This is a genomic window from Vibrio sp. J2-4, from assembly GCF_021728155.1.
Classification (GTDB): domain Bacteria; phylum Pseudomonadota; class Gammaproteobacteria; order Enterobacterales; family Vibrionaceae; genus Vibrio; species Vibrio diabolicus.
Map to the genome: position 1 here is coordinate 1 of NZ_JAKKCN010000020.1, position 8083 is coordinate 8083.

Below are 8083 nucleotides of genomic sequence, written 5' to 3' on the forward strand. Positions count from 1 at the left end.
ACATAACAAAGCATTTAAGAGTGATTCCCAACGCATGGCATTTTTCATTCCATCGTTAGGTTTTGTGTTTACGGTGGTCTGGTTGGGTTTCGTGGTAGCGTTGCTCACACCTTAATGCGGCGTTAGCCCTATCAGAGGAAAACAATGAAATCTGCAGTATTAGTTATTGATGTTCAGTCGATTCTGTTCGACCCGGAACCTCAACCATTTGAGTCACAAATCGTACTCACCAAAATTAATGAAGTTACGAAATTGGCGCGTGCTAAGTCTGTCCCAGTTATCTTTGTTCAGCACGATCAACCTAAATCTGTTATTGAATACGAAAGCGCTGGTTGGGCATTGCAGTCGAGCTTAATTACACAAACTGGTGACCATTTCGTTCGCAAAACAACACCAGACTCTTTCTTGAATACTAATCTTCAAAGTGTTTTGAATGAACTCGATGTAGATAGCTTAATTGTGTGTGGCTACGCCTCAGAGTTTTGCGTTGATACCACCATTCGCAGAGCTGCAGGCTTAGGCTACCCCGTAACTTTGGTTTCGGATGCTCACACAACTCATGATAAGGAGCACGCCAGTGGGGCTCAAATTCGAGAGCACCACAATGCCACGTTACCTAGCATTTCTAGTTTCGGTGTTAAAATCGAAGCGGTAGAGGCGTGCAACCTTTGGGCATAGGGCTAACAAGCAATTTAAGAGTGATTCAGCACGCTTGGCATTTTTAGTTTGGTTTAAGTTTGGTGATTACGGTGGTTAAATTGAGTGTCGTGGTTGCGCGCTTCACACCTTAATTGGGCGTTATAAAGCTCGAAGAAAAAGGACATTTCATGGAAATTCGAACAGGTAAAATTAAAGATGTTGCTGGTATCACCGACATCTTTAATTTTTATATTGAGCATACTAATGCACGCTTTGAGGAAGTTCCATTTACTCTGGAAAATCGTCAGAAATGGTTTTCTCAGTTTTCTAGCACTACCAAATATCAACTATATGTAGCCACAGAAAACGGCGTGTTGCTAGGTTTTGCCTATTCCCAACAGTACAGAGCAATTTCAGCTTTTGACGACACCGTAGAAGTGACCGTTTATCTGACACAAGAAGCAAAGGGGAAAGGTTTAGGTTCTAAACTATATACTCAGTTGTTCTCATCAATTCGTGCTTATGGTGTCCATCGTGTATTGTCGGGTGTTGCATTACCAAACGACGCATCAGTTGCATTACATAAGCGGTTTGGTTTCAGAGAAGTCGGAGTTTTCAATGAGTATGCACAGAAACATGGACAGTACATTAGCTCGGTGTGGTTAGAAAAGGCGTTTAACGTAGAGTCAGCTTTATAACAAACAATTTAAGAGTGATTCGGCACACGTGGCATTTTTACTATGCGTTAGTTTTAGTGGTTAAGGTGGTATGCGGAAGCATCGTATTGCGTGCCTCACACCTTAATTGGGCGTTAGGGCACAAGGAGTAAAATGATGATTCATCACATAGATCATATTGTTCTCACAGTCTCCGACATAGAAAAATCAGTGGACTTTTATAAACGGGTTTTGTGCATGGAAGAGGTAACTTTTGCCAATGGCCGTAAGGCTGTAACGTTCGGAAATCAAAAGATTAACTTTCAGCTTCTTGGCCAAGAACCGCGAAATGTAGCTAATGTTGGTTCGGGTGATGTTTGCTTAATTTCAGATTGGTCGTTGACATCAGTGGTAAACCATTTAGTTAAAGAAAATGTCAAAATCATAGAGGGTCCAGTCGAAAAATCAGGAGCCGTTGGTGCAATCCAATCGGTCTATTTTTTGGATCTTGATAAAAACTTAATAGAAGTCAGCGTGTATCAATAGGCTCTGCGCCCTAACAAACTGTTCAAGAGGGATTCGCAACGCGTGGCATTTTTACTATGCGTTGGTTTTAGTGATTAAGGTGGTATGCGGCGGCTTCGGTATTGCGTTGCTCACCCCTTAACAGGGCGTTATGTACTTTAAGGAAAATTGTAACCAACTCTAAAGGATTGAGAGTGATAGATCATTTTGAAATTAAGGTAGTTGCATTCGAAGAATGTCGTGTGTTTTACAAGAATGTACTGGAGCCATTGGGTATTGAGCTCAAGTGGTCAGATGAAAATGCTGCTGGCTTTGGGCTTTCGAGCGAGCCAAATGTAAGGTTTCTAATTGAAAAAGGCGTCAGTAATTCTAAGTGCCATATTGCTTTTTCTGCATCAAACAAATTACAAGTTTCCGCGTTTCATCAAGCGGGGTTATCTTTAGGTGGTAAATGCAACGGTAAGCCTGGTTTACGAAAACACTATGCTCCAAACTACTACGCTGCGTTTTTGATTGACCCCGAGGGCAACAATGTGGAGTCAGTTGTGTACCTTTAGCACGTACATAACAAATTGTTCAAGAGTGATTCGGCACGCGTGGCATTTTTACTATGCGTTGGTTTTAGTGGTTAAGGTGGTATGCGGGAGCTTCGGTATTGCGCGCCTCACACCTTAACAAGGCGTTATGGCGCACGATCGAACTAACTAGGTACTCAGGATGAGCGATAGAGTAAAAGAAGCATTGATTTGGTTTAAGGGAACCTTGGAATCAGAGCGAATTGACTATCAAATTGTGGGTGGTTTGGCTGCAACAATTTACGGTGGTAGCCGAGCAGTTGCGGACATTGACTTGTATATCCACAATGGCGATGCAGAAAAACTGTTAGCAAAGGTTGGTTCATATGTCTCCAAACCTTTAACGCATTACGTGGAATGCGGTTGGGATTTAGAGTATTTCCAATTAATCTACCATTCTCAAAAAATCGAAGTTGGTTTGTCTAAAGGAACTAGAATTCAATCGGCTCTTGATGGTTCATGGCACAGGTTAGAAATTAATTTCTCTAATTCGGTTTCAATGTTTTATCAAAATGTCGAAGTGCCAGTAATCCCTAAAGACGAGTTAATAAAGTACAAGCGCTTACTGAACAGAGAAGTGGATTTAATCGACATACAGGAACTTACGGAAAATCCAGGGCCATAACAAATTGTTCAAGAGTGATTCGGCACGCGTGGCATTTTTACTATGCGTTGGTTTTAGTGGTTAAGGTGGTATGCGGAAGCTTCGGTATTGCGCGCCTCACACCTTAACAAGGCGTTATGTAGCTAGGAGTAAAATGGAAGACATTACATCAAATTTGTATGAGTGTAAGCACTGTTCTGGAAGTGGTACTTGCTCTTCAGGGGTCGATAGTAAATATTGCCTGTCTTGTGCTAAAAAGGCTGATTTGCCATTTTGGAGTCGGAAAAACCAACAAGGTTTGATTTGCGGTTCTTGTGGAGGAATTGGTAGAACTGAACCTCTAACTGAGAGAATGAACAAGCGGATAGCACCTCTTTTAGCTATTTATTTGGTAGTTATTCTTCTCGTTTTCTTAATACTTTCCGCTTTCACAAATAATCAGTACTTCTCAGAAATTCTCGCGTTTTCGAGTGCGATTATTGGTTCAGTTGTTGGATACTATTTCTCAAACAGGAAAGCTACATAACAAATTGTTTAAGAGTGATTCGGCACGCGTGGCATTTTTACTATGCGTTGGTTTTAGTGGTTAGGGTGGTATGCGGAAGCTTAGGTATTGCGTGCCTCACACCTTAACAAGGCGTTAGGTTTTTCGGAGGTAAAATGCATAAGTTTGTATGGGATACATCAGCAATAGTAAATATTAAAGAATCGAATGATGATGGATATTCACCGGGTAGAAGTCTATTTAAAGATCTTTCTGACGGTTGGATTGATATTGACTATAAAAATATATTTCCAACTCTCGCTGTTTTCGAAGTAAATGCAACGGTCTCAAAGCTCGCTCGCAAAGGAAAACCGGTTCTTAGAGAGTTCTATCTTTTAGATGACCGAGCTCTTATGTACGATGTTGACCAAGAACTAATTCGAAAAGCTAATCAATTATTTACGTTGGATGGCTTTGATAAGTTGTATGGTGCAGATTTGGTTTTTGCATGCATCGCAAAGATTGAAGATGCGTACTTGGTTACAATGGATCGCAAACTTGCCATGCATGTTTCGAAGCATGTAAAAGTCATTGATTTGAATGAGAGTAAATCTTCGCCAGTTTATAGAGCACTCTTTGAGTAAAAACCTAACAAACTGTTCAAGAGGGATTCGCAACGCGTGGCATTTTTACTATGCGTTAAGTTTAGTGTTTAAGGTGGTTTGCAGTGGCTTCGGTATTGCGTTGCTCACCCCTTAACAGGGCGTTATGTGCTTGGAGGAATTAATATGCAAAAGAAGCAAATTGCAAAATACATATTATTTTTCCTTGGTATTGGAATTGTTATAGCTGTTGGCTTTGATCAGCTGTTCTTTCGAGGAAAGCTTATAGGGACTCATCACGGCGTGGTTCTATCTTCGTGGGATAACACAGATGCTCCTGGTAAAAGCCGAAGCATCCACATTTATAGAGCAGCTGTAAAGTTAGAGCATGGTGAGGTTGTACAGGTTATATGCAAGTCGATCTGTATTGAGGGCAAGGAGGTTATTGTTGAACAGTACAAGCCATTGTTTGGCAGCTACAGCAACTATTACAGTTCATTATTGGCTCCGTGAAAAATGTAACTACACACATAACAAACTGTTTAAGAGTGATTCGCAACGCGTGGCATTTTTACTATGCGTTGGTTTTAGCGTTTAAGTTGGTATGCGGCGGCATCGGTATGGCGTTGCTCACACCTTAACAGGGCGTTATATTTTAGGAGAGTAGTAAATGTCAGGCTCATATAGAGTGTACCCTCATAATGACCTAGTAAATCTGGGTTTCTATCACTTAAAAACAGTAAGAGCAAAGGTTGAAAACGACGTTCAGGATGCAATTGCTTTAGATTGTCATAGTTGCTTAATCGCTTTAGCATTTTCTGTAGAGGCTTTTGTTAATTTTGTAGGCGACAAGAAAGTTACTGGCTGGGAAGAACGTCAGGGATTTTATAAAAAAATGAAGCAAATATGCGAGGTGGCATCTATTGAATTTGACGAGGCAGTGGAGCCTTTTTCTACACTATCTCGAATAAAAGTATTACGTGACTCAATGGCGCATGGGAAGCCGATTGTAGGCGAGGCTAAATCCGGTACTTTAGCTCGTGAAGCCCTTAAATGCCCTTGGGATGATTATTTGACCCCAGAATTTACTGAACAAGCATATGCTCAAGTGAAAGAATTTCAGAAGTTAATTCTCGACAAAAGCGGTATCAGGCTAGGTGAAAGCATAACTATGTCCTGTGGTTGGGAATAAATATAACAAAGCATTTAAGAGTGATTCGTAACGCTTGGCATTTTCGCTTCGCTCAAGTATAGCCAAGCGCCACTCACACCTTAATGCGGCGTTAGCACTGGGTTGGCATCAAAGGCTAAAAGTTTCTGTTTTTATTGGTTTCTTTTCCTCGCTTTACACCTGATTAAATGTTCCTCTCACGTTCGCTCCGGTGGCACTAGATGTAAAGTTTTCGCTTTGATTTCAGCGTTTACGGTTTCTAACTTTCGGGCTATTTCTCTGGTGTTGTTTCTTTAGTGCTGCGGAGTTTGAGGTAAAAAGCGTTTCTTTGCCGCTGCTGTTCAAGTTCGAAGCCCGTATCCTTTGCTAATTTGAAAGCGGTGAAAAAGGGCAGTTAAGCATGTTTTTCTTCTAGCTAACTTACGTTTTGAAGTTAGTTTTCAGTTTGACAGTTGTCTGTTTGGTTTCAGTGTTTCCAACCATGAATTTCGTGCTATATTTCAATATCTTGGTGTGTGCCAAAGGCTTAAAGGGCAGCGTGCTAACAAACAGTTCAAGAGGGATTCAGCACGCGTGGCATTTTTACCATGCGTTAGGTTTAGTGATTAAGGCGTGATGCGGTAACTTCAGTGTTGCGTGCTTCACCCCTTAACTGGGCGTTAGGCTTATAGTTATACAAACGGGGATTATAGTGTTAAAACAGGGCATTATAGTGCTGTTATGCAGCATCAGTTTTCAGTCATATGCAAACTCAGAGCAAGCTAACTGTAATCAGTTACTCTCTGCATTTATAAGTGACATCGGAAAGTCATACGTTCCAGGGACGACTACCACCCACGCTTATGGTGGTTATCTACCTTCAGGTGAGTGCGTGATTCGCCGAAACTTTGATTTAAATCCTAAGCAGTTTTTTAAAGGAAACTTCCCAAAGGGAGCGAGCAAACATCTTCCAGAGAAATTAACTAGAAACGAATTTGGTATGATTAGAGATGCTATAAAGACAAATAATATGTATATCCTTTTGGAAAAGAACTCTCAGGCTCTTAATTTTATGAAAACTTTTCAGAAAATTTCGATTGTAGATACGTATTCTTCGTATGGTTATGATATGGAAAAATTTGAAGTCACACTGTATGAGACCGGAAAGCCGTTCTCTGACAAAAAATAAGCCTAACAAAGCATTTAAGAGTGATTCCCAACGCTTGGCATTTTTCATTTCATAGTTGGGTTCCGTGCTTACGGTGGTATGGTTGAGTTTCGTGGTAGCGTTGCTCACACCTTAATGCGGCGTTAGTCGCCAGAAAAAGCTAGCAATCAAAATCATGTTTCTAAGCTTAAAATTTGGCTGATGATTGTTTGGTACACCGATTCGTCATTCATGTTCAAAACTCAGTTTCAGCTGTTTTAAGTCCAAAGTTTTGCAAGTGTACTAGCGGTTGTTTTGTTCTTTGGTGCTGACTGAGCGGGGCAATCGAGAGTTTGTTTTTGGCTGCAACTCTGCTCGGTGAGCTTGTTGGTTCAAAAGCAACTCTACACGCTGAAAAGACGTTTTCTCTGGTGTGGTAAGTTCCACGTGGTTTCAGTGACTTTGTTGAAAGTCCGCATTGTCAGATTAGTTCTTCCAAAAGCGCTTTTTGGCGTTGTCAGTCCGTTTCCCGTGGCGTTGGTTGTTCCAAGTGGTTTCATTGAGTAGCCGCTGTGAAACTACGCCTGACTTGAGTGCATCAAAGCACATAAAGTTTGTTGTTTGCAAAGTTTAGTTCGGCTTAAAATTGTCGCTCGGTGCCTCGCGACTAACAAACTGTTCAAGAGGGATTCGCAACGCGTGGCATTTTCACTATGCGTTGGTTTTAGTGTTTAAGGTGGTATGCGGCGGCTTCGGTATTGCGTTGCTCACCCCTTAACAGGGCGTTATGCGATTCATGAAGTCAGCGAAAGGAATAGAGATTTATGTACAAAGTTGGCGTTGTTATATTTGATGATTTCACAGATGTAGACTTTTTTCTTATGTATGATTTGCTTGGGAGAACAACCGATAGTTGGACGGTCAGCATACTGGGAACTAAACCTGAACATCATTCCCACCTTGGTATGAAAGTTATAACAGACGGGCATATTTCAGAGGTGACGAACCAAGATGTCGTTCTTATCACTAGTGGTAAACGTGGTATTCCAGCAGCGATGAAAGATGCTGAATTTATGTCAGCGTTGAGCCTTGACCCAAATAGACAGCTAATTGGCTCGATATGTGCCGGTTCATTTATCCTTCATGAGCTCGGTTTACTAAAAGGTAAGCCATTAACAACCAATCCAGATGCTAAAGGTGTTCTACAAAAGATGGGAGGAGACGTTATGGATCTACCTCTAGTAGTAGAAGGTAACATAGCCACTGCAGGAGGTTGTCTTTCACTGATGTATCTCATTGGTTGGGTAGCAGAGCGGCTGTTTGACTCAAGTAAACGAAAAACTATTCAGAATCAATTAATTCCAGCCGGTCAGTTAGAAATTTTTGAAGAGCTCATTACCACAACTATTCAGTCAGCAGAGTTGAAAAATTCGCATAACAAAGCGTTTAAGAGTGATTCGTAACGCTTGGCATTTTTAATTTGCGTTGGTTTTGGTGTTTAAGGCGCAATGCAGAAAGTTCGGCATTGCGTTACTCACACCTTAACGCGGCGTTAGCATACTTTGATAGGAGTTCAGATGGCTACGATAGTCGAACAAATTGTTAATCGTGAAATTGACTCGGTCATCGTGTACGAATCTGATCAAGTTATAGCTTTTGCAGACCATGATCCAATCAACTTTGGGCATATTTTAATTTGTC

12 protein-coding genes are annotated in these 8083 nt (G+C 41.2%); all 12 read left to right on the forward strand.

The genetic code is table 11. The features are described from left to right. Positions 1-144 precede the first annotated feature (144 nt). Positions 145-678: a cysteine hydrolase family protein gene (locus L3V32_RS25445; protein ID WP_237285601.1), complete on the forward strand. Its 534-nt coding sequence runs from the start codon at positions 145-147 to the stop codon at positions 676-678. A 149-nt stretch (positions 679-827) separates the two neighbouring features. Then, positions 828-1337, forward strand: coding sequence for a GNAT family N-acetyltransferase (locus L3V32_RS25450; protein ID WP_150919018.1), 510 nt, complete (start codon positions 828-830; stop codon positions 1335-1337). Between the two features lie 135 nt (positions 1338-1472). Beyond that, positions 1473-1841 (forward strand): VOC family protein, encoded by a 369-nt coding sequence (locus L3V32_RS25460; RefSeq protein WP_109170403.1) that lies wholly within the window; start codon positions 1473-1475, stop codon positions 1839-1841. Positions 1842-2014: 173 nt separating this feature from the next. Continuing rightward, positions 2015-2377, forward strand: coding sequence for a VOC family protein (locus L3V32_RS25470; protein ID WP_005386966.1), 363 nt, complete (start codon positions 2015-2017; stop codon positions 2375-2377). Between the two features lie 160 nt (positions 2378-2537). Continuing rightward, positions 2538-3020, forward strand: a complete 483-nt coding sequence (locus tag L3V32_RS25480) for a MazG-related protein (protein ID WP_237285602.1) — start codon at positions 2538-2540, stop codon at positions 3018-3020. 133 nt (positions 3021-3153) lie between these two features. Beyond that, on the forward strand, positions 3154-3525 hold the full coding sequence (locus tag L3V32_RS25490; RefSeq protein WP_237285603.1) for a molecular chaperone DnaJ: 372 nt from the start codon (positions 3154-3156) through the stop codon (positions 3523-3525). 134 nt (positions 3526-3659) lie between these two features. Continuing rightward, a complete protein-coding gene (locus L3V32_RS25500) occupies positions 3660-4127 on the forward strand; it encodes a hypothetical protein (RefSeq protein ID WP_229613489.1) in 468 nt (155 codons plus the stop codon). Between the two features lie 144 nt (positions 4128-4271). Next, positions 4272-4598 carry a hypothetical protein gene (locus L3V32_RS25510; RefSeq protein ID WP_237285605.1) on the forward strand — a complete coding sequence of 109 codons (327 nt, stop codon included), beginning with the start codon at positions 4272-4274 and terminating at the stop codon, positions 4596-4598. A gap of 157 nt (positions 4599-4755) precedes the next feature. Next, the gene (locus L3V32_RS25520; protein WP_237285607.1) at positions 4756-5277 is read left to right on the forward strand and encodes a hypothetical protein; all 522 of its coding nucleotides are present in this window, start codon (positions 4756-4758) and stop codon (positions 5275-5277) included. A 670-nt stretch (positions 5278-5947) separates the two neighbouring features. Beyond that, positions 5948-6424, forward strand: coding sequence for a hypothetical protein (locus L3V32_RS25530; RefSeq protein WP_237285610.1), 477 nt, complete (start codon positions 5948-5950; stop codon positions 6422-6424). A gap of 782 nt (positions 6425-7206) precedes the next feature. After that, entirely contained in the window at positions 7207-7845 is a 639-nt protein-coding gene (locus tag L3V32_RS25540) for a DJ-1/PfpI family protein (protein ID WP_025499005.1), read from the forward strand. A 114-nt stretch (positions 7846-7959) separates the two neighbouring features. Further along, positions 7960-8083 (forward strand): HIT family protein (locus tag L3V32_RS25550; protein WP_237285612.1); only part of this gene is annotated, 124 nt, incomplete at its 3' end.